General features: G+C 39.5%; 19 protein-coding genes, 1 riboswitch and 1 other annotated feature. Of the genes, 7 read left to right on the top strand and 12 right to left on the bottom strand.

What is annotated here, in order from left to right; all coding sequences use genetic code 11:
* Positions 1-183 precede the first annotated feature (183 nt).
* Entirely contained in the window at positions 184-1,449 is a 1,266-nt protein-coding gene (locus M3183_RS16370) for a BaiN/RdsA family NAD(P)/FAD-dependent oxidoreductase (RefSeq protein WP_251471371.1), read from the top strand.
* A gap of 8 nt (positions 1,450-1,457) precedes the next feature.
* On the opposite strand, the gene M3183_RS16375 is transcribed toward M3183_RS16370, so the two are convergent.
* Positions 1,458-1,643: a sporulation protein Cse60 gene (locus M3183_RS16375; protein ID WP_251471373.1), complete on the bottom strand. Its 186-nt coding sequence runs from the start codon at positions 1,641-1,643 to the stop codon at positions 1,458-1,460.
* Positions 1,644-1,782: 139 nt separating this feature from the next.
* On the opposite strand from M3183_RS16375, the gene M3183_RS16380 reads away from it, so the two are divergent.
* The 3 genes from M3183_RS16380 to M3183_RS16390 are packed head-to-tail and all read left to right on the top strand — an operon-like array spanning position 1,783 to position 3,538.
* Positions 1,783-2,130 (top strand): hypothetical protein, encoded by a 348-nt coding sequence (locus M3183_RS16380; protein WP_251471374.1) that lies wholly within the window; start codon positions 1,783-1,785, stop codon positions 2,128-2,130.
* Positions 2,130-3,008, top strand: a complete 879-nt coding sequence (locus tag M3183_RS16385; protein WP_251471378.1) for an FAD:protein FMN transferase — start codon at positions 2,130-2,132, stop codon at positions 3,006-3,008. Before M3183_RS16380 ends, M3183_RS16385 begins: the two co-directional genes overlap by 1 nt.
* Positions 3,009-3,010: 2 nt before the next feature.
* On the top strand, positions 3,011-3,538 hold the full coding sequence (locus M3183_RS16390; protein WP_251471380.1) for a ferric reductase-like transmembrane domain-containing protein: 528 nt from the start codon (positions 3,011-3,013) through the stop codon (positions 3,536-3,538).
* Between the two features lie 32 nt (positions 3,539-3,570).
* Here the strand turns inward: M3183_RS16390 and M3183_RS16395 are convergent, their stop codons facing one another.
* From M3183_RS16395 to M3183_RS16415, 5 genes are all read right to left on the bottom strand, one after another.
* Positions 3,571-3,876 (bottom strand): rhodanese-like domain-containing protein, encoded by a 306-nt coding sequence (locus M3183_RS16395; RefSeq protein ID WP_251471385.1) that lies wholly within the window; start codon positions 3,874-3,876, stop codon positions 3,571-3,573.
* Positions 3,877-3,936: 60 nt separating this feature from the next.
* Positions 3,937-6,354: a leucine--tRNA ligase gene (leuS, locus tag M3183_RS16400; RefSeq protein WP_251471395.1), complete on the bottom strand. Its 2,418-nt coding sequence runs from the start codon at positions 6,352-6,354 to the stop codon at positions 3,937-3,939.
* A 231-nt stretch (positions 6,355-6,585) separates the two neighbouring features.
* Positions 6,586-6,806: a binding site (T-box leader), on the bottom strand.
* A 158-nt stretch (positions 6,807-6,964) separates the two neighbouring features.
* Positions 6,965-8,152 (bottom strand): MDR family MFS transporter, encoded by a 1,188-nt coding sequence (locus M3183_RS16405; protein ID WP_251471396.1) that lies wholly within the window; start codon positions 8,150-8,152, stop codon positions 6,965-6,967.
* 166 nt (positions 8,153-8,318) lie between these two features.
* Positions 8,319-8,498: a glycogen biosynthesis protein GlgD gene (locus tag M3183_RS16410; protein ID WP_251471403.1), complete on the bottom strand. Its 180-nt coding sequence runs from the start codon at positions 8,496-8,498 to the stop codon at positions 8,319-8,321.
* 16 nt (positions 8,499-8,514) lie between these two features.
* Positions 8,515-8,775 carry a YtzC family protein gene (locus tag M3183_RS16415; RefSeq protein ID WP_251471406.1) on the bottom strand — a complete coding sequence of 87 codons (261 nt, stop codon included), beginning with the start codon at positions 8,773-8,775 and terminating at the stop codon, positions 8,515-8,517.
* A gap of 276 nt (positions 8,776-9,051) precedes the next feature.
* Between M3183_RS16415 and mnmL the strand changes: the two genes are divergently transcribed.
* Positions 9,052-10,008: a tRNA modification radical SAM protein MnmL/YtqA gene (gene mnmL, locus M3183_RS16420; RefSeq protein ID WP_251471411.1), complete on the top strand. Its 957-nt coding sequence runs from the start codon at positions 9,052-9,054 to the stop codon at positions 10,006-10,008.
* A gap of 4 nt (positions 10,009-10,012) precedes the next feature.
* The gene (mnmM, locus tag M3183_RS16425) at positions 10,013-10,585 is read left to right on the top strand and encodes a tRNA 5-(aminomethyl)-2-thiouridylate-methyltransferase MnmM (RefSeq protein WP_251471414.1); all 573 of its coding nucleotides are present in this window, start codon (positions 10,013-10,015) and stop codon (positions 10,583-10,585) included.
* A gap of 44 nt (positions 10,586-10,629) precedes the next feature.
* Here the strand turns inward: mnmM and M3183_RS16430 are convergent, their stop codons facing one another.
* From M3183_RS16430 to metK, 4 genes are all read right to left on the bottom strand, one after another.
* The gene (locus M3183_RS16430) at positions 10,630-11,715 is read right to left on the bottom strand and encodes a tetraprenyl-beta-curcumene synthase family protein (protein ID WP_251471428.1); all 1,086 of its coding nucleotides are present in this window, start codon (positions 11,713-11,715) and stop codon (positions 10,630-10,632) included.
* A 16-nt stretch (positions 11,716-11,731) separates the two neighbouring features.
* Positions 11,732-12,535, bottom strand: coding sequence for an alpha/beta hydrolase (locus M3183_RS16435; RefSeq protein ID WP_251471430.1), 804 nt, complete (start codon positions 12,533-12,535; stop codon positions 11,732-11,734).
* Positions 12,536-12,778: 243 nt separating this feature from the next.
* A complete protein-coding gene (gene asnB, locus M3183_RS16440; RefSeq protein WP_251471431.1) occupies positions 12,779-14,677 on the bottom strand; it encodes an asparagine synthase (glutamine-hydrolyzing) in 1,899 nt (632 codons plus the stop codon).
* 328 nt (positions 14,678-15,005) lie between these two features.
* Complete coding sequence (metK, locus tag M3183_RS16445) at positions 15,006-16,208, bottom strand: methionine adenosyltransferase (protein WP_251471435.1); 1,203 nt, start codon at positions 16,206-16,208, stop codon at positions 15,006-15,008.
* Between the two features lie 224 nt (positions 16,209-16,432).
* A riboswitch (SAM riboswitch) is annotated at positions 16,433-16,568 on the bottom strand.
* Between the two features lie 218 nt (positions 16,569-16,786).
* On the opposite strand from metK, the gene pckA reads away from it, so the two are divergent.
* Complete coding sequence (pckA, locus tag M3183_RS16450; RefSeq protein WP_251471437.1) at positions 16,787-18,370, top strand: phosphoenolpyruvate carboxykinase (ATP); 1,584 nt, start codon at positions 16,787-16,789, stop codon at positions 18,368-18,370.
* Positions 18,371-18,607: 237 nt separating this feature from the next.
* On the opposite strand, the gene M3183_RS16455 is transcribed toward pckA, so the two are convergent.
* Together M3183_RS16455 and M3183_RS16460 are read right to left on the bottom strand one after the other, a co-directional pair.
* Positions 18,608-18,850, bottom strand: coding sequence for a DUF2584 domain-containing protein (locus tag M3183_RS16455; protein ID WP_251471440.1), 243 nt, complete (start codon positions 18,848-18,850; stop codon positions 18,608-18,610).
* A 38-nt stretch (positions 18,851-18,888) separates the two neighbouring features.
* Positions 18,889-19,680 (bottom strand): alpha/beta hydrolase family protein, encoded by a 792-nt coding sequence (locus M3183_RS16460; protein ID WP_251471443.1) that lies wholly within the window; start codon positions 19,678-19,680, stop codon positions 18,889-18,891.
* Positions 19,681-19,898 lie beyond the last annotated feature (218 nt).

Below are 19,898 nucleotides of genomic sequence, written 5' to 3' on the forward strand. Positions count from 1 at the left end.
CTTTCAAAACAGCCTTCTCATTAATATTTTCACCCTTTTTTGCACACTATTAGTAGTTTACAACTTCTTCTTCCCTGATGCTACTTTCAAACGTGTTATTTTTATGAAAAATGATTGCAGCTATCGTTTAATTTTACCAGATATGCTTATAATGGTATGAATACAATTAAAGTTGGTGGAAGTATGAATTATGATGTTATTGTAATTGGCGGCGGTCCGTCTGGTTTAATGGCGGCGATTGCCGCCGGTGAAAATGGAGCTAAAGTTCTATTGGTTGATAAGGGAACTAAGCTTGGAAGAAAACTTGCGATTTCCGGCGGCGGGCGCTGTAATGTGACCAATCGGCTCCCTATTGATGAAATTATTAAACATATACCGGGAAACGGCAAATTTTTATACAGTGCTTTTTCAATTTTTAACAATGAAGATATTATCCGTTTTTTTGAAGGGCTTGGGATTGCCTTAAAAGAGGAAGACCATGGACGGATGTTCCCTGTATCGAATAAAGCACAAACAGTAGTTGACGTTTTATTACAACAGCTTGAAAAACTGAATGTCACGGTTTTTAAGAACAGCCCGGCAGCAGATGTTATCTATGAGAATGGTATTGTTTCTGCTGTTTTATTAAAGGATGGGCAGAAGTTTACGGCAAAATCCATTGTCATTGCGGTTGGCGGTAAATCGGTTCCTCAAACCGGCTCAACCGGGGACGGTTATGCGTGGGCGGAAAAAGCCGGTCACACCATTACTGATTTATTTCCAACTGAAGTTCCCGTTACTTCATCTGAACGGTTTATTCAAAACAAGACGCTCCAGGGATTAGCATTGCGGGATATTGAATTAAGTGTATTAAACCCTAAAGGAAAACCTTTGATCACCCATCGGATGGATATGCTTTTTACTCATTTTGGAATAAGCGGCCCAGCCGTGTTAAGATGCAGCCAATTTGTTGTAAAGGCAATGAAGAAATGGAAACTTTCTGAAGTGACCATGAGTCTTGATGCTGTTCCTGACAAAGGTGAAGAAGAATTATTTCAAGAGATTGTAAAACTAGTAAAAGCGGAGCCGAAGAAAAGTATCAAAAATACTTTAAAAGGACTGCTTCCGGAACGCTACCTTCTTTTTCTGCTGGAACAAACCGAAATCGACCCGGCTGCTCAAGGAAGCACTGTTTCGAATGAAAAGATCCGCAGATTTGCAAAAGGCTGTAAACAATTTCAGTTTAAGGTCAATGGAACATTGCCCTTAGAAAAGGCCTTTGTCACCGGCGGCGGTGTATCTATAAAGGAGGTTGACCCAAAAACAATGGGTTCCAAATTTATGAACGGTTTATATTTTTGCGGTGAAATCCTTGATATCCATGGGTATACTGGAGGATATAATATTACCTCTGCACTGGTTACCGGGAGGCTGGCTGGAACGAACGCCGCATTAACAGCAAAGGCCTGACTTTTTTGTCAGGCCTTATATATTATCATTGCGGAAAAACAATAGATTTGCTCTTCCTCCTCCTCTTCAGTCATTGCTGCCACATTATATTTAATATCCAAAAGGCTTTTTTCATCCAGCCCCTTTAAAAAGCCGTTCATTTCTTTTTCTAAGTCCTTTTCATGCTCCCTGTCAAACAGCTTCACTTGAATCAATGGAATCTTCCTTTCTTTTTTCTATCATTATCGCCACATTTTCAGAAAATTAAAATTTAATAATTTAAAAAAGTTAAGTTTATTTTAAGCTTTGGCTTGTAAACTTCCTATTGAAGTCACACTTAGAAGGAGCTTTTCAATGGATAAAAAGCAAAAAATCTCTTGGGGAGTCAGCTTTGGCAGCTTAGCTTTAGCAGCTGGGATGGTATCATACCTAGGACTATCAAATGGAAATTCAAATAATAAGCAAATGACATCTAACCCAGGAATAAGTTCAAACAATAATTCTGCCGGACAATCCCAAGGTTCATACGATTCTGATCAAGAGCAGCGTTATAACCATTCATTTGGAGAGGACTCTCCATTTAATCAAGATGAACAAGACGGCGATGATCAGTCATTTGGCAGCAGTAATCAGCAGGATAATTTTGGCGGATTTTCATCCGGGCACCATCATGGATTTGATACAACAACAGGAGGCACCTGATGTACCAATACAAATTCCATTCAATGAGTACAATAGTCCAAATCTCGATTAATCAAGAACTGTTTGCTAATGATCTGCTGCCCATTTATAAACTGTTTGAACTAATTGAGGAAACATGCAGCCGTTTCCGCCCTGACAGTGAATTGTCAAGATTAAACACGCAGGTTGGGAAGGAGGTCGCAGTCTCCAGTGAATTGTTGTTGATTCTCCATGATGCGGCAAGGTTTTATAAGGAAACGGATGGCATTTTTAATCCCGGTATTTTAGCTGTCCTCGAGCAAAATGGTTATCGAAAATCCATTGAATTCATAAGGGATTGTGAAGTGAAAGAATCTCTTTCTTTACCTTTCGGTGCTATCCAAGACCAGCCATTCACACTTAATGAAAAGCAATGTTCAGTTACTCTTTATACTACAATTGATCTTGGGGGGATTGCTAAAGGCTGGGTTATTGATCGGGCGGCTTCCATGTTAGCAAAATTGGGGTACGGATTTATTAATGTTGGCGGAGATATCTGTATCTTTGGTACTCTGCCACGGCCATTAAACATTGGCATTGAGAATCCATTTGACAATACCAAGATTATTTCTTCGATACAGATTGAAGATGGCGCCTTAGCTACCTCTACCTCCATGAAGAGAAAATGGCGTGTAAATGGTCAATGGAATCATCATCTTATTGATACGAGAACCGGAAAACCCTCTAATAGCAGCATAGTTTCAGCAACATTAACAGCCCCCACTGCATTAGAAGCTGATGTTTGGGCAAAAACCATTCTCCTTCAAGGTAAAGACAAAGGAAGAGAGTGGATTTCCAGAAATAAAAAACGAGCTGTGCTGATTGAACAAGACGGAGATATTTGGAGAGGAGGAGAATAAAAATGGAGCTGTTTGAATGGTATATGATTCGAGCCACCGGTACTGTGGCCTATCTTTTACTTTATTTATCCGTTATTATTGGGCTTTATACACAAATTCAAAAAAAGAGAAAACAAAAAATAGTGAACACGCTGATTTTTCATGAGTCTCTGTCAGATTGGGCCTTGTATCTGACTCTTGGACATGCTGGTGTCTTATTAATTGACCAGTATATGTCATTTCAATGGTTTGAGGTTCTTATTCCATTTCAAACAAATTATGAACCAATCCCAATGGCGCTAGGGATTATTGGACTATATTTTTTAATGATGACAATTATAACTTCCAAGGCACGCAAGAAAATAGGCTATCAAAAGTGGCGTAAACTGCATGCCTTAAATCCGATTCTCTATGTTTTCGTTACACTGCATGGCCTATTAATGGGGACAGACTTTCAAGGCACTGTATTAGCAATTGTCAATATTGGCCCCCTTATATTTTTCGGTTTGCTACTGTTAAAAGACAGGAGAAAAGTTCCGGTTGTGCACTAAAAAGAGAAAAACCGATTCCTAAGCGGAATCGGTTATTTTGTTTCTCCCGACCAATTCATCATGCCGCCAATCATATTGCGGACTTTGTATCCCTGATCCTGCAAGTATAAGCAAACATTTTCACTGCGGCGGCTGGAGCGGCAGATAAAAATATATTCTTTGTTTTTATCGAAATAATCAAGATTTGCCGGAATGTCACCCATTCGGATGTGCTTGGCTCCAGGGATCATCCCTTCTGCCACCTCTTCATCTTCCCTTACATCTACCAGCTCAAGTTTTTCCCCAGCTACCAGTTTCTTTTGTAATTCTTCTGGTGTTATAATTTTAATTTCATCCATTCTAAAACATCCTTTCAGAAAAACATCCCCCCAATATTTCCGAGGGATGTTTTTTCTATTTTAGTTTGCTACTATATTAACCAGTTTACCAGGTACAGTAATAACTTTACGAACGGTTTTTCCATCAATTTGTTCTTTAATGCGGTTATCACCCATGGCAATTCCTTCTAATGCATCCTTGCTTGCATCTTTTGGCACGACAAGCTTTGCCTTCACTTTTCCATTTACTTGAATCACAATCTCCACTTCGTTATCCACTAGTTTCGCTTCGTCATATGCAGGCCAAGCCTCATAGGAGATAGTTTCGTTATGCCCTAATTTTTCCCAAAGTTCTTCGGCAATATGCGGTGCAACTGGTGATAGTAATTTTACAAATCCTTCAACATAGGACTTAGGAAGAACGGTTGCTTTGTATGCTTCGTTAATAAATACCATCATTTGTGAAATAGCTGTATTAAAATGAAGTGCTTCATAATCCTCTGTAACCTTTTTCACGGTTTGATGGTAAACTTTTTCAAGGCTTGATGCCTCTTCATTTGACTGGATTTTTGGATTTAATTCACCATTTTCTTCTATAAATAACCGCCAAATCCGGTCAAGGAAGCGGCGTGATCCATCTAATCCATTTGTTGACCAGGCAATAGATGCATCCAGCGGTCCCATAAACATCTCATACAGGCGAAGAGTATCAGCACCATGGCTTTCAATAATATCATCCGGATTAACGACATTTCCTTTTGACTTACTCATCTTTTCGTTACCTTCACCTAAAATCATTCCTTGGTTAAACAGCTTTTGGAATGGTTCTTTGGTTGGCACAACGCCGAGATCAAATAAGAATTTATGCCAAAAACGCGCATATAATAGATGAAGTACCGCATGTTCAGCACCGCCGATATAAATATCAACAGGGAGCCAATGCTTTAGTTTTTCCGGTGATGCCAGCTCTTTATCATTGTTTGGATCAATGTAACGCAGGAAGTACCAGCAGCTGCCTGCCCATTGCGGCATTGTATTTGTTTCACGACGTCCTTTTTTGCCTGTTACAGGGTCTACAACATTGACCCAGTCTTCGATATTTGCAAGCGGTGATTCACCTGTGCCGGATGGCTTGATATCTTTTGTCTTTGGCAGTGTCAATGGAAGTTCTTCCCCTGGAACAGCCGTCATGGTTCCATCTTCCCATTGAATAATTGGGATTGGCTCACCCCAGTAGCGCTGGCGGCTGAACAGCCAATCACGAAGACGATAGGTGACTTTCTTTGTGCCTATGCCTTTTTCCTCCAGCCATTCAATCATTTTTGAAATGGCTTCCGTTTTATTTAACCCGTTAAGGAAATCAGAGTTGACGTGTTCACCGTCTCCAGAATAGGCTTCTTTAGAAACATCACCGCCGGCAACTACTTCCACAATCTTAAGTTCGAATTTTTTAGCAAATTCATAGTCACGCTCATCATGAGCAGGTACGGCCATAATGGCACCAGTACCATAGCTTGCCAATACATAATCTGCAATCCAAATTGGCATTTTTTCGCCATTGGTTGGATTGATGGCATAAGCACCTGTAAAGACTCCTGTTTTTTCTTTTGCAAGATCGGTCCGTTCCAGGTCGCTTTTTGACTTTACTTTTTCCAAATAAGCCTCTACTGCAGCTTTTTGTTCCGTTGTCGTAATTTTTTCAACCAGCGCATGTTCTGGTGCAAGAACTGCATATGTTGCCCCAAAAAGAGTGTCAGGCCGGGTGGTAAATACCGTAAATGTTCCTTCATGTCCTTCAATTTGGAAGGTCACCTCTGCGCCCTCAGAACGTCCAATCCAATTGCGCTGCATTTCTTTTAAGCTTTCCGGCCAATCTAGTTCTTCAAGGTCTTCAAGCAGACGGTCTGCATAAGCAGTAATCTTTAATACCCATTGTCTCATTGGACGACGTTCTACTGGATGACCGCCTCGTTCACTTTTTCCATCAATTACTTCTTCATTTGCCAGTACGGTTCCAAGTGCAGGACACCAGTTTACTGGCACCTCATCGACATAGGCAAGGCCCTTTTCCCATAGCTTTAAGAAAATCCATTGTGTCCATTTATAATAATTCGGATCTGTCGTATTGACTTCACGGTCCCAGTCATAAGAGAAACCTAATGCTTTGATTTGTCTGCGGAAGGTATCAATATTTTTCGCAGTAAATTCAGCAGGATCATTTCCAGTATCTAATGCATACTGTTCTGCAGGAAGTCCGAATGCATCCCAGCCCATTGGATGGAGTACATTATATCCCTGCATCCGTTTCATCCGAGATAAAATATCAGTTGCTGTATAGCCTTCCGGATGTCCTACATGAAGCCCAGCTCCTGATGGATATGGAAACATATCTAATGCATAGAATTTTCTTTTGTCATATTCTTCATTGGTTTTAAATGTTTTTTCTTCTTCCCAACGCTTTTGCCATTTCTTTTCGATTTTCTGATGATCGAAACTCATAATTGTTTCCTCCTAACTAGAAAAGCGGAAACGCCTTTGGAATAGTTACAGCTAGTTTCTCAATAATTATTCCCAGCAGTTTTCTTTAGTGGTCAGCCCCGGCAAGCAAATGTTCTACTTCTTTAAAAGTCTGCTTTTTGACTTTTAGGGAAATCCTGGCTGCCTGCGCTAGACAACTTTCGCATTTCAGTGAATATTTTTAATCCTTTAAAGAAAAAAACCTCTCATCCCAACAGGGACGAGAGGACAGTATGTATCTTCCCGCGGTACCACCCACATTAGTGCTGATGCACTCGCTTCATTATCCTTAACGCGGAAAACGGCAAACATTACTATTCATTTCATGTCTGCAACTCCTAGGCGAGTTCATGATGTTCCCGGTTGACTTTCACCAGCCGCCAACTCTCTTATAACGGGAATTCACCATTACTGCTCCTACTCACGGTTGTTTTGTAATCAAATTATAATTTAATAATTATTTTATTAAATTTTCCAACAGGATGCAAGTATAGTTAAGCCTATTTTCTGTTATTAACCAAATTTATTCTATTTAAACATAATAAGAGGATCGCAGAACATTTATCTGCTATCCTCTTGAAATGGGTCATTCCTATATTTGTCCACGGACGGTGCCTGACACCACTTTCAATCTGCGATCATAAATCAAGGTTGTGACAATGGCTAACAGGAATAATCCAATCAACACAATAAATAATGCTGACATGCTATATAGATCGACGATGATGCCGCCAAGTAAAGGGCCGATCATCCGTCCTCCGGTGGCAGTACTGTTAACGATTCCTTGGTAGAAACCTTCCCGGCCTTTTGGCGAAAGGCTGTAGGCAACTGTCGGAACTGCGGGCCAAATGAACATTTCTCCAATCGATAAAATAATCATCGCTGTAAGAAATCCCGAAAAGGCGGAAGCTTTACCGACCATAATAAATGATACGATAAAAATCATGATCCCCAGCAGCATTTGAAGCTTCAATGAAGCAGACCAATACTTCAGAATTCCATTTAATAGCGGCTGCCCAAGTACAATAATGGCGCCATTGATTGTCCATAATAGGCTGTACTGTTTAAGGGAAATATGAAGTTCCTGTGTGTAGGATGCAATGGTTGTAGTCCATTGACTATAACAAACCCAGCAGAGCAAGTATCCTATACAAAGAATCAGTAAAGCATGTAAATTCGGTTTGCTTCTTACTTCAGCAGCAGTCTCTTTCATGCTTGATTGAACAGAGACATCAGCCGAAATCTTTTTGTAGCCAAAGACAGCAATGAGTAAGAAAAGAAAATACATGATTGTATTGGCAAGGAAAATAAGCTTCATAGAGTAATCTGCGATAACTCCGCCTAACGCTGCTCCTACTGCAACTCCTAGGTTTTGTGAAACATATAGAGCATTGAAGGATTTCCGGCCCCCTTCCTTCCAAACCGATCCTGCCATTGCATACATTGCTGGAAAAATGATTCCTGAACCAAAACCAGCAATCGTTAAAAACAACACATACTCCGGCCATCCATGCCAGATGGATAAGCCAGTTAAGGCAAATAGTGATACAAAGATTCCTAGAAGGATAGATTTATAACCGCCTATTTTATCATATAGATGGCCGCCATAAAGATTTCCAATTACGTTTGCTCCCGAGTTTAACATTAGAACCAGTCCTGCCACTGACAAGGACTTTCCTAATTGATTGTGAATATAGATTGTATTTAAAGGCCATAAAAAAGAAGAGCCTATAGTATTCACTGCCATCCCGATAATCAAGAGCCATAGGGCACGCGGCATGAAAAACGCTCCTTTGTTCATTAATATATTTCAATATCCTAGGTAATTTTAGTCGGTTTTAATGGCTGATGCAATCATTTTTAATTTCCATATAACAGGAATATGATTTATTTAAAAATTAAAAAATCCCTCAACAAATTTGTTGAGAGATTTTTCTAATAAGACCTTAAGAAGATTGGCCTTTTTCCTGATGCATTTTTGATTTGACCGGCTGTCCGCCCGTTTTTTCCATTTTCTTTTTAGCTTGTTTGATAATATCCTTATCCTGACCAAGCTCAAGGTCTTGGCTGTTAATGCCATTACGTGTCTTTTGTTCAGGATTTTGCTGCTTGGAACGTTTTTTCAAAACTGTTCTCCCCCTCTTATCCACGTAAGATCATATTGTTTTGCATCTGCTGAATTTGCAGCCTCATCCGATGGAGCTGCTCTCTTTGAGGTCCATTGGCACTATGGGCCATCGTTGCAATATCCTGATAGGTTTGCTCAAGCCGCTGCAATGCCTGGGTGTAATTATCATCATTATATTGCTCCTGCAGATTGCTTTCCTTATATTGCTCCTCAGCAAACCGTATTGTGTCTTCAACTTGCTGCGTTAAGTTTGACATCGAATCGCGCGTAGCCATACTAGAAGAACCCCCTTTAAGTCAACACTGCCTTGAAGCATACCGCTTCATTTCTTATTGTGTTCTCCATTCCGTTTCCTATTACGTAAAACAGTTTGATAATTACTGGCAAAAAACGAACCACAAAGACAGCTTCGAGATTAGTCTGTGCAAGGCTGAATATGCTTGCCCCGAATGCACTTATGGTTTATATAGAAACAATTACATTTGGATATGCTTCATGCTTCGTGATAAAATTAACCTTATGCAAATTTATCTAATAAGGAGGTTTTCTGAATGCTTCAGACAAAACCTTTTCCATATGCATCAGACGATAAACGTTACCATACATGGAACTATCATTTACGCCAGCATTTTGGCCAAAAAGTATTTAAAGTGGCACTTGACGGCGGATTTGACTGTCCAAATCGTGACGGCACAGTGGCCCATGGAGGCTGTACTTTCTGTAGTGCGGCAGGCTCCGGGGATTTTGCTGGAAATCGTGCAGAAAGTCTAGAAACTCAATTTAATGAAATAAAGGAAAAAATGCATTCGAAATGGAAAGATGGCAAGTATCTGGCTTATTTTCAGGCATTCACGAATACCCATGCACCGGTAGAAGTTCTTCGTGAAAAGTATGAAAAAGTCCTTAACTTTGAAGGTGTTGTCGGCCTTTCCATTGCAACACGCCCTGACTGTCTTCCAGATGATGTAGTAGAATATCTAGCTGATTTAAACAAACGAACTTATTTATGGGTAGAGCTTGGGCTTCAAACCGTTCATGAAAAAACAGCCACGCTGATCAATCGCGCCCATGACTTTCAATGTTATATTGACGGAGTCAATAAGCTTCGAAAACATGGAATCAACATTTGTTCTCATATCATAAATGGGCTGCCGCTTGAAAACTATGACATGATGATGGAAACAGCACGAGAAGTGGCAAAATTAGATGTACAAGGAATTAAAATTCACCTGCTTCACCTTTTAAAAGGCACTCCTATGGTAAAACAATATGAAAAAGGCATGCTTGAATTTTTATCACAGGAAGACTATGTAAACTTAGTATGCGACCAATTAGAAATTTTACCACCGGAAATGATCGTACACCGCATTACAGGTGACGGACCGATTGATTTAATGGTTGGACCGATGTGGAGTGTAAATAAATGGGAAGTGTTAAATGCCATCGATGCAGAGCTGAAACGCAGAGACAGCTGGCAGGGTAAGTTCTATCAAGGAAGTGCCATATAGACCAATGAAACTGGATCGCATTCTTCCTTTTGTGAAAATTTTGCTCAAAAAGTCGGTCAATCCCGGTGATATCGCCGTTGATGCTACTTTAGGAAATGGCCATGATACAGTTTTTTTATCAGAACTTGTGGGTGATACAGGAAAGGTTTACGGTTTCGATGTACAGGATCAAGCGATTGCTGCAACAACAGAACGCTTGAAGCAACAAGGTATGCTCGAGAGGGCTGAACTTTTTCATGACGGCCATGAACATGCCGCTTCCCATATCCCAGCAAGCGATCATGGAAAAATAACAGGAGTCGTGTTTAATCTTGGCTATCTGCCGGGAAGTGATAAAAGAATTGTCACAAAACCAGAAACGACGATATCGGCCATCAATCAATTGCTGGGAATAATGGCGCCTGAAGGAATACTGGTGCTTGTCGTTTACCATGGGCATGAAGGAGGAGAAACAGAACGTGACGCACTTCTTCACTATTGCAGTCAGATAGACCAAAAAACAGCCCATGTACTCCAATATCAATTTATCAACCAGGAGCATAATCCTCCATTTATTATTGCCATTGAAAAAATTTAAACCAGGCTCTAGGAGCCTGGTTTTTATCATGCTGTCATTTAAAATTAGAGTTTTGACACGAGCTTAGAAATAAAGGCAGGTGTTGATTTTTGCAGTGAGCGGTAAGCCAGTCCATTAAAATAAAAGAAATAGCTGATCCAGCCTCCTGTTTTGATAATACCTCTTGCAAGCCTGCGGACATTTTTTTGCTCACGTACTTTTGAATCTGATAAATAAATACCAAGCAGGCCTCGATTTATCAATTGATGGAACTGTTTATTCGGAAGCATTTCGGTATGCTTGTCCGCTTCAACCACAAAATATTTCAAACGGTTAAACAGCTTTTCTTGATTTTCATAATAAAAGCAAAAATTCAAATCTCCGCCGGCGCGGTCTTCTTCCTGGTCAATAAAATAATCAAGAAGAATATGAAGCCCTTGTATATATGGGAAGTATCCGTTACGAATATTTTCTGCATCTTCTGCAGTAAAGTCATCCCTCATAGCATAGGACACTAAACAAAATATCCCCAATGTCGATCCAGAGCAAGCTGAAAATTCATACCATTCCATTTCCGGTAACTGTGCCTGATAATCCTGGAACCATTTTTCAAGCCGCGGGACCCGATCTTCCTTTTTCACATGCTTATGTATCTGTAAATCACAATAATATCGACAAAGTTCTTGTAAATAATCTTTAATGAAATCATAATGTTCGATTTCCCTTAACACAGAACGGCAGGTTTCCGATAAATCATATAAATAATCGGCGTCATCTTGATCTTCACGAAGGTGATAATAATTTTTGCGGTCTGTCTGTAATTTCAATGCATCTGACATAGACTCATGAAGTGATGCAAAGTCATTTGGGTCAAGGGATGTGCTTCGGTCGCAAAGATTATCAAGGTAATCGCTGATCGTTTGATAGGCGACAATAAACTTTATTGCTTGTTTATAATGTTGATTCGCTGTCAGCGCTAGAATCGCCCCGCCTTCACAGTGGAAGGTTTTATGCTCTATACTGGCAAGGGCCTGTTTTCTTAACTCTGGATTAGGAATTTCTCTTGCACGGCTTTTCCAATAGGCCAATTCTTGATGGGCCGCTGGAAGTATTTTTCGATAAACCCTGGACATAAGGGTGAATGGCTTCATGGAAACAACCACCTTTCTATACAATATACCCGAGTGATTTTAACTGGCTTAAAACAAAATCCTTTGCATATTCAAAAACTTCATCCCGTTCAGGTTCATTAAAGATTTCATGGTAGCATTTCGGCCATTCTTTAAATCTCTTCTCCGATAATGGGACGCGGTTAAACCATTCTTTCACATCTGTTTTATTAACAATCTTATCATCCCCGCCCTGCATCACAAGCATAGGCACATCCTGAATTTTTTCAAGGTTCACAAAGGCTTGCTTTATGGCCTCCGTAAGCTCACGAAACCACCTGATTGAAACCTTTGTTACATATAAGGTATCATTCGAGTCTGCTTCTCTGACATCTTCATTTCTTGTCGCCATTTGAACTGTAAGACCCGAGTTTACCCTCAATGTTGGGAAAACAATATTTAATACATGAGAAATTAATTCCATAAATTTTGGTGGTTTATGGATTAGTCCTAAGCATGGCGAAGACAGAATCACCCCGGCAATATTTAATTTTTCTTCCTGCAGCATGCGGATCGCAATCAGACCGCCCATGCTGTGGCCTATTAAAAATACCGGGAGCTCATAGCGATAAGCTGCCTGTATCCAATCTTTTACTTCAATTATGTATTCATCAAAGGAGTAAATATGTCCGCGGCTCGCACGAGTTGTCATCCCTTGTCCTGGCAAATCGGCCATGATGACATGGAAGCCTGATGAACGCCACATTTCTATCAGCCAGCCATACCTTTTATGATGTTCCATGGCACCATGAACAATCACAATAACAGCTTTTGCTTCCCCTTCTGCTTCCCACTTCCACATTTTAATTTCCTCCTAGAAAATTGTTTTCCTATTCTTTTATTTTATCATAAAGGGTGAAGTAAAGTTTGTTTTAAACCGTTCGTCAAAAATGGACAAACAGGGTCCCTTTTAGATAAATCAGTTTTGGCTCCAATCAGCAGTTACATTCACAAAAAAGCTCTTTAACTATTGCCATTTAATAAAGACATATCATTAGTCTCTCCAAAAAAATAAGCACCTCTCAAAAAAGGCGCTTATTTCTATTTAGTTTTTTGCAAGTACTTTTTCAGCCGTGTTTTCATTCTGAAAAGAGTACACTTTTTCAACGTAAACTTGATGCCATACCATGAACATAAGAACTGTCCAGATTTTGCGGCTGTTATCTGCTTTTCCAAGACAATGGTCATCAAGCAGTTTCAATAAATAAGATTTATTGATTAAATGATCAGTTCCGCTTTCACGAATGATATTTTTCGCCCAATCGTTCATTTCAGCTTTAAGCCAGTGACGAATAGGCACAGGGAAGCCAAGTTTCTTACGATTCAGAACATGATCTGGAACAATCCCTTCCGCAGCTTTTCGTAAAACATACTTCGTTGTTCCATCAGCAGTTTTTAAGCTGGTTGGAATTTTTGAAGCCACTTCAAATACTTCCTTATCAAGGAATGGGACACGAAGTTCTAATGAATGAGCCATTGTCACTCTATCCGCTTTTAGTAAAATATCGCCGCGCATCCATGTATGGATATCAATATATTGCATCCGGTCAACCGGATCATAGCCTTTTGATTCCTGATAAAGCGGCTTCGTGATATCTGTATAATTCAAGCCCTCGCGATAAACATTTAATAAATCACGCTTTTCTTCTTCGGTAAACATTTTTGCGTTTCCGATATAACGTTCTTCCATTGGTGTAACACCGCGTTCAATAAAGCTTTTTCCTTTCATTCCTTCTGGCATTGCACTGGAAATCCATTTTAAAAACCCATGGAATACACGTGGAATTTTATTAAAAACAGCCAAATCCTGCGGCTCACGGTAAATATTATAACCGCCAAACAATTCATCTGCACCTTCACCAGAAAGAACAACAGTTACATGCTTTCTTGCTTCACGGGCAACAAAATAAAGAGGCACACAGGCTGGATCTGCCAGCGGGTCATCCATATGCCACATGATTTTTGGAACTTCATTCATATATTCTTCAGGTGTAATCACATAACTGATGTTCTCAACGCCAAGCTTTTCAGCTGTTTCTTTTGCCACATCAATTTCACTAAAGCCATTTCGTTCAAAACCGACAGAGAAGGTTTTAATTGCTGGGTGAAACTGTTTTGCAATAGAAGCAATGATGGATGAATCAATACCGCCGGAAAGGAAAGAACCGACTGGAACATCACTTCTCATATGTTTTTCTACCGAATCAAATAACACGTCTTTAATTTCTTTAATAAAATCTGCTTCTGATTTGTGAATCGGAGCAAATTTGGCCTTCCAATATCGTTTAATTTCCATTTTAGCGCCAATTTTTTTTGTAAAATAGTGCCCTGGCTCCAATTTTTTAATCCCGGCAGATAAAGTATGTGGTTCTGGCACAAACTGATATGTCAGGTAATGCTGAAGGGAATCATAATCCAATACATCATTTTCAAGTGCAAGCAAAATACTCTTCTTCTCGGAAGCAAAGAAGGTTCTCCCGCTGTCTTCCATATAAAAGAATGGTTTAATTCCAAACGGATCACGTGCACCATAAAGAGATTGTTCTTTTTTATCCCAAATAACAAATGCAAACATTCCGCGCAGTTTTTCTACAGCCTTTTCACCTATATGACTAAAAAGAGCAAGAATGACTTCCGTATCTGAACTGGTTTCAAATGTTAGGCCTTCTTTTAATAGTTCCTCACGAATTTCTACATAATTATAGATTTCACCGTTAAAAATAATCCAGTAGCGCTCATTCTCATACGTCAGCGGCTGATGACCACTCTCAATATCAATAATACTTAAACGGCGGAAACCAAATTGAATATGTTCATCATAATAATATCCGTCATCATCTGGTCCGCGATGAGTAATAATATCATTCATATTTTTAAACAGTTGTTTTTGATCTTCAGTATAATTTTGTACCTTATCATGTACACAGCCGATAAATCCGCACATTATGTACCTCACCTACTCCATTTCTAAATGTCTAAAAAGCGGTGTGAGCAGAGCTAAATTGAAAGTTCTTTTATAATCTGCACCACAATTTGAAATCCTGCTTTACTAATGCAGCCCGCCGATTCTTTTAGAGAAAACATACTTTTTAATACTACCACTTTTTATATCAAAATGGCACTCTGAGCATGAGGAAATTTAAGGTATCCACAGTTTTCACATCTTTAGCCCTAGTTAAACATTTTATTCCAGATCAACCACTTTATGAACAAAAAATTAGACGTAGAAAGAAAAATGGGAGTTACATCTAAAATGCAACTCCCACTAAAAATTAACGATTTTCCGACTGCGTGCGAAGTATCTCTGCTTTATCAGTACGTTCCCAAGGCAAATCGATATCAGCACGGCCAAAATGTCCATATGCTGCGGTTTGTTTATAAATTGGACGGCGTAAATCTAACATTTTAATAATGCCTGCAGGGCGGAGATCAAAATGATCTCTTACTAAATCCACTAATACCTCTTCGCTGACTGTACCTGTTCCGAAAGTATCAATCGAGATTGACACCGGTCTTGCAACACCTATAGCATAGGCCAATTGTACTTCACATTTATCAGCAAGGCCCGCTGCTACGATATTTTTTGCTACATAGCGGGCAGCATATGCTGCGGAGCGGTCAACCTTTGTCGGATCCTTACCAGAGAAAGCGCCGCCGCCATGACGTGCATAACCGCCATACGTATCAACAATGATTTTACGTCCGGTTAATCCTGCATCTCCTTGAGGACCGCCGATCACAAAACGCCCGGTTGGGTTAATAAAGTATTTCGTATTTTCATCAATTAGTTCCTTAGGAACAACTGGATTAATGACATATTCTTTTACATTTCGCTGAATTTGTTCTAATGAAATCTCAGGATGATGCTGAGTTGAGATAACAATTGTATCAATGCGGACTGGCTGGTTGTTTTCATCATATTCAACCGTTACCTGTGTTTTACCATCCGGACGAAGATATGGAAGAATATCTTCTTTGCGCACCTCCGTTAACCGGCGTGCAATCTTATGGGCAAGAGAAATCGGCATTGGCATCAGTTCTTTTGTTTCATTGCAGGCATATCCAAACATTAAACCTTGGTCTCCTGCACCTATTGCTTCAATTTGTTCGTCTGTCATTTGTCCTTCGCGTGCTTCAAGAGCTTGATTGACACCCATGGCAATATCAGGCGACTGTTCATCGATTGAAGTAAGAACTGCGCAAGTTTCCGAATCAAAGCCATATTTTGCACGATTGTATCCAATTCCTTTAATTGTTTCACGGACAATCTTTGGAATGTCTACATATGTAGTAGTAGTAATTTCTCCAGTCACAAGCACTAAGCCAGTAGTAACGGATGTTTCAGCAGCAACACGCGCATTTGGGTCTTTTGCTAAAATGGCATCTAGAATAGAATCTGAAATCTGGTCACAAATTTTATCAGGATGACCCTCTGTTACCGATTCAGATGTAAATAATCTACGTTTGGATGACATTATGAATTCCTCCTTATTTATGAAATCAAGTGAGGTATAATAATAAAATACAGTATATTAAACCTCGGTTTGAAACGGAACTCATTCCCTTAATAGTATGAAGTAAACATCGGATATTTATTAAAGACCAATAACCCTCGTGATGAATTTAATTTTTTTGCTAAAAAACAAAAAACCTTTCCTAGCATTGAGGAAAGGTTTCATACAAAGTTTCGTTCCTTTCGCTCTTATCGTTCAAGGTCAAGCCTTGCATCAGGTTTAGCACCTTTGCAGCGAAAAAGGGACTTTTTAATGTCCATTTTCGTATTGCAGGTTGCTGGGTTTCATTGGGCCTGTCCCTCCACCAGCTCGGGATAAGAGAGTATCCGTTCAAATTAAAATCATAACTTATTATTGCATAGTGTGTCAATGAATATTTTAATTAATCTTGAAAAAGTTTCCTATCTTAACTAATTAATGAAAACATAGTTAAAAATTATGAGATTTTTCACAATTAGTATAGACTATTCAATTTAATGTGTTATACTAATTACAGATAAATTATTCGTAAAAAACATGCAAAGGAAGGGTTTCTTTCAATGAATTCAGTTCACGTTCCAAATGAATTAGATCAACTGTTAAAAAAGAATAATGTTCAAGTGCAATTATCTGTCCCTCAGTTAGTTGAAAAAATATTAGCTCGAAATGAAGGAACGTTGACATCTACTGGGGCAGTAAGTGTTTCTACAGGAAAATATACAGGCCGATCACCAAAAGATAAATTTATTGTAGTCGAAGATTCTACAAAAGACAAAATAGATTGGGAATCAAATCAGCCAATTTCAAAAGAGATTTTTAACAATCTTTATCAGAAAGTTCTGAATCACCTAAAACAATTAGAAGAAGTATATGTTTTTAAAGGATTTGCTGGTGCAGATCAGAAATCCCGCCTGCCAATTCAAGTAATTAATGAATTTGCGTGGCAAAATTTATTTGTTCATCAATTATTTATTCGTCCATCTGAAGAGGAACTGTTATCACATGACTCCCAGTTTACAGTCATTACGGCTCCTAATTTTAAAGCAGATCCAGCTGTAGATGGAACCAATTCCGAAACATTTATCATTATATCATTTGAAGAAAAGGTTGTTCTAATCGGCGGTACAGAATATGCAGGAGAAATGAAAAAATCCATTTTCTCTGTTATGAACTATTTGCTTCCAGAGAATAATATTTTCTCTATGCATTGCTCAGCAAACGTTGGCCAAGAAGGGGATGTTGCCTTATTCTTCGGTTTATCCGGAACAGGAAAAACAACGCTTTCAGCCGATCCAAACCGCAAATTAATTGGAGATGACGAGCATGGCTGGTCTTCACATGGAGTCTTCAATATTGAAGGCGGCTGCTATGCTAAATGTATTAATTTGTCGGAGGAAAAAGAACCGCAAATCTTTAATGCTATTCGTTTTGGAACCGTTTTAGAAAACGTTATCTTAAATCAAGAAACAAGAGTTCCAGATTATGATGATAATACATTAACGGAAAACACACGTGCGGCTTATGCCATTGAAAACATTGACAATATTGTAAAGCCAAGTCTTGCCGGTCATCCGAATACAATTGTTTTCTTAACTGCTGATGCCTTTGGGGTGCTGCCTCCAATTTCAAAACTATCGAAGGAACAAGCAATGTACCATTTCTTAAGCGGCTTCACTTCGAAACTTGCTGGAACAGAACGCGGCGTTACCTCACCTGAAGCAACTTTCTCAACTTGTTTCGGCGCACCGTTCCTGCCATTACCTGCAACACGTTATGCTGAAATGCTTGGTGAAAAAATTCTCGAGCATAATGTAAATGTCTTCCTTGTAAACACTGGCTGGACTGGCGGCGAGTATGGTGTCGGCAGCAGAATGAAGCTTTCTTATACTAGAGCTATGGTTCAAGCTGCACTAGAAGGTGAACTAGATAGTGTTGAAACAGTTACTGACGAATTTTTCGGCTTAAATATCCCGCTTCATATTCCAGGTGTACCAGATGAAGTTTTACAGCCTAGCAAAACATGGCAGGATTCAAAAGCTTACGAAAAGAAAGCAAAAGAGCTGGCAGCTAAATTCCGTGACAACTTTAAACAATTTAAACATGTTTCTGCTGACATTATTGAAAAAGGCGGACCCATTGCCTAGAAAAGCGGAAGCTCCTTGTTTAGCCTCAGGCACAGCACAAGTCGAGCCGGCGGGAAGGCTTCTCTTTAACCTTCTTGACAGATTGGCCCTCTGACCACAGGACTAGCTGCTTACGCTGGACAATTCTCAAAGTCGAAACAGATAATTCTGTAACAAATAAAAACGGCGCCCAAATTAAATTTGGTGCGCCTTGTTTTTATTCTTACCCAAGAAAAAGCAGGCTGCTTTGACGCCTTCTTAGTTTGTTGAATTTAGTGAAATTAATTGGTACGTAATGGTTGTTTTGTTGTGTTCCCATTCTAACTTTTTAATAAGTGCTGAGCCGTTTGAAATGCTGTCAAGTGTCTTTCTGACTTCTATTGGAATTTCAATCGGATAGAGTCTGTATCCCTCTTTTTCTAAAACAAACAGATTTTCTTCAATCCTTTGTTCTCTTCCCTTTGTCACAATAAGGGTGTTTAATTCAAGGGGCATTCCCATATCATATCCGCTCCTCTATTATTGATAACACTATTTTATCATCTTTTACTTTGATTTTTCATCCACTTCGTTAAATCATGTACTACTTTTCGGTTTACTGCCGGGGGAAAATAATGTGTAAAATGTTCAAAGTACCACGTCTCGACAGATTTGTTTAACTCTTTTAGTCTTCTCTCCAGCCTGTAAGCATGCTCCACCGACACATTGTGATCATGAACACCATGTATGATTAAAACTGGTGCCTTCATTTTTTCCAGTTCGTACAGAGGGGTTCTATTGTCATATCGATCAGGAAACTTGGCAGGCGTCCCCCCTATTACCCGCTTCATCATTCTCCTAAGGTCTTTTCTTTCCAAATAGGTTAAGTTCATATCGCTTACACCGCCCCATGTTACTAATGAAGCCGCTTCAGGAAATTGATTCCCGGTCATAAGCGCCATGACCCCGCCGCGTGAAAAGCCAAAAATATGGACCGCTTTTAACAATGGCAGTGACTGCAGCAGCTGGAATGCCGCAAAAGCATCTTCCCTGTCGTCCCCGCCAAAATCTTCGTTTCCTTCCCCGCCCTGATTCCCGCGATAATACGGAGCAAATACTATAAATCCTTCCTGCGCAAATTGGGCAATTCGGGCCGGCCTTACCTTGCCCACATTTTTGATTCCGCCCCTCAAATAAAGCAAACCATCGTGTACCACCGTATTTCTCGGTTCAGCCAGCATTCCCTTTACCCGTAATCCATTTGAAAGATACGTGATTTCCTTCAATTCAACGTTTGGATTGGGAGAAGGGAACCGCAGAACATCCAAAATCTTTCCATTACATTCGTTCATATTGATCCATCCCATATTAAAATTTTCAAGTTGATTATTCAGTCCTTTCAGACGACATCATAAATATCAGCAGGAGGTTTTTGTTTATAAAAGGCTCTTTTCTAAAAGATTGTTGCTTTTTGCTCCCTTTTTAAGATTCGTTCAAAAAATAGAGGTAGAAATTCCCCTTATTTAGGAAATTGGATGTTAATTAGCTGAAATAGACGGAGGAATTTCCC

The organism is Neobacillus mesonae, from assembly GCF_023715155.1.
Lineage (GTDB): Bacteria > Bacillota > Bacilli > Bacillales > Cytobacillaceae > Neobacillus > Neobacillus mesonae_A.

Bases quoted from the DNA above. Each gene is read 5' to 3' on its own strand.
- M3183_RS16370 (WP_251471371.1), top strand. From the start codon at position 184: ATGAATTATGATGTTATTGTAATTGGCGGCGGTCCGTCTGGTTTAATG.
- M3183_RS16380 (WP_251471374.1), top strand. From the start codon at position 1,783: ATGGATAAAAAGCAAAAAATCTCTTGGGGAGTCAGCTTTGGCAGCTTA.
- M3183_RS16385 (WP_251471378.1), top strand. From the start codon at position 2,130: ATGTACCAATACAAATTCCATTCAATGAGTACAATAGTCCAAATCTCG.
- M3183_RS16390 (WP_251471380.1), top strand. From the start codon at position 3,011: ATGGAGCTGTTTGAATGGTATATGATTCGAGCCACCGGTACTGTGGCC.
- M3183_RS16395 (WP_251471385.1), bottom strand. From the start codon at position 3,876: ATGGATGAAATTAAAATTATAACACCAGAAGAATTACAAAAGAAACTG.
- leuS (WP_251471395.1), bottom strand. From the start codon at position 6,354: ATGAGTTTCGATCATCAGAAAATCGAAAAGAAATGGCAAAAGCGTTGG.
- M3183_RS16405 (WP_251471396.1), bottom strand. From the start codon at position 8,152: ATGCCGCGTGCCCTATGGCTCTTGATTATCGGGATGGCAGTGAATACT.
- M3183_RS16415 (WP_251471406.1), bottom strand. From the start codon at position 8,775: ATGGCTACGCGCGATTCGATGTCAAACTTAACGCAGCAAGTTGAAGAC.
- mnmL (WP_251471411.1), top strand. From the start codon at position 9,052: ATGCTTCAGACAAAACCTTTTCCATATGCATCAGACGATAAACGTTAC.
- mnmM (WP_251471414.1), top strand. From the start codon at position 10,013: ATGAAACTGGATCGCATTCTTCCTTTTGTGAAAATTTTGCTCAAAAAG.
- M3183_RS16430 (WP_251471428.1), bottom strand. From the start codon at position 11,715: ATGAAGCCATTCACCCTTATGTCCAGGGTTTATCGAAAAATACTTCCA.
- M3183_RS16435 (WP_251471430.1), bottom strand. From the start codon at position 12,535: ATGTGGAAGTGGGAAGCAGAAGGGGAAGCAAAAGCTGTTATTGTGATT.
- asnB (WP_251471431.1), bottom strand. From the start codon at position 14,677: ATGTGCGGATTTATCGGCTGTGTACATGATAAGGTACAAAATTATACT.
- metK (WP_251471435.1), bottom strand. From the start codon at position 16,208: ATGTCATCCAAACGTAGATTATTTACATCTGAATCGGTAACAGAGGGT.
- pckA (WP_251471437.1), top strand. From the start codon at position 16,787: ATGAATTCAGTTCACGTTCCAAATGAATTAGATCAACTGTTAAAAAAG.
- M3183_RS16455 (WP_251471440.1), bottom strand. From the start codon at position 18,850: ATGGGAATGCCCCTTGAATTAAACACCCTTATTGTGACAAAGGGAAGA.
- M3183_RS16460 (WP_251471443.1), bottom strand. From the start codon at position 19,680: ATGAACGAATGTAATGGAAAGATTTTGGATGTTCTGCGGTTCCCTTCT.